The following is an 869-nucleotide window of genomic DNA, read 5'->3' as shown; positions in this document are numbered from 1 at the left end:
ACTACGGCGAGGGCATCCTTGCGACGGAAGCCGGTGCCCCCCTTTCATACCGTTCCTCCATATTCAGAAAGAACACGGAGAGAGTATCTCCCTAGGCAACTCTGATTTGGGCAACCAATCAGCCCACTGGCCGAAAGTTACGAAAGCCTGGACATGAAAAAGACACAGTTTTTCGGCTACACAGCCATGACATTGGCTGGCACCGAAGCGCAATCTATGGCGATATCCCTGTTTTCAACGGAGCCTTCAAGGCAAAAGAAGAATACGCCTTAGAGTTCCAATCCGATCCCTGACAGGAAAAGCATTTTCCAGAAATGATGGTGAAAAGAATAACCGAACAGCATCTTCCCTAAGGGAAGATTTCATACACGACACGGTTCAATCTAGTTAGAACGGCTGACACTGTTCATGGTTTTCTAAAAGGAAATAGGCCATGGATCACAAGAAAAACCCACTGTTTCGATCTGCGGCCTAATCCTGAAATCCCATTTCATTCAATTCCTTGATGACAGGAACAAGCTGCCAAGCATTAACTATTTTAGTTCCAGACCTACGCAGATCATAGTCTTATCCGACAGCCTACCTCAGAAAAGCTTACACTTCTCTCAAATGGCGTTGAATGGCCCTTATATGCGCATGATAGCAAGCAATCGCCAAATCAGCCATTCTAGGGAGATTACAAGTTCCCTCTATTCATGACAGATGGTTGGGGAACGTGTGGACCCACGGGAGGACCATGGCTATCTGGCGGTATCTGATTTTGTGGGTATGGATGCGGGGGTAGGATTTGAACCTACGACCTTCAGGTTATGAGCCTGACGAGCTACCGGGCTGCTCCACCCCGCGTTGGTGGGTGGTTTTTATGAGGG

At 48.1% G+C, this 869-nt stretch carries 1 tRNA gene; it reads right to left on the bottom strand.

From position 1 onward, the window contains the following. Positions 1-769: 769 nt before the first annotated feature. Positions 770-846 (bottom strand) — tRNA-Met (locus ASO19_RS08935). Between the last annotated feature and the right edge of the window lie 23 nt (positions 847-869).

Origin of the sequence: Parasaccharibacter apium, assembly GCF_002917995.1 — a bacterium.
Taxonomy (GTDB): domain Bacteria; phylum Pseudomonadota; class Alphaproteobacteria; order Acetobacterales; family Acetobacteraceae; genus Bombella; species Bombella apis.
The sequence above is the reverse complement of the archived record's forward strand: the minus strand, read 5'-3'. Positions and strand labels throughout refer to the sequence as shown.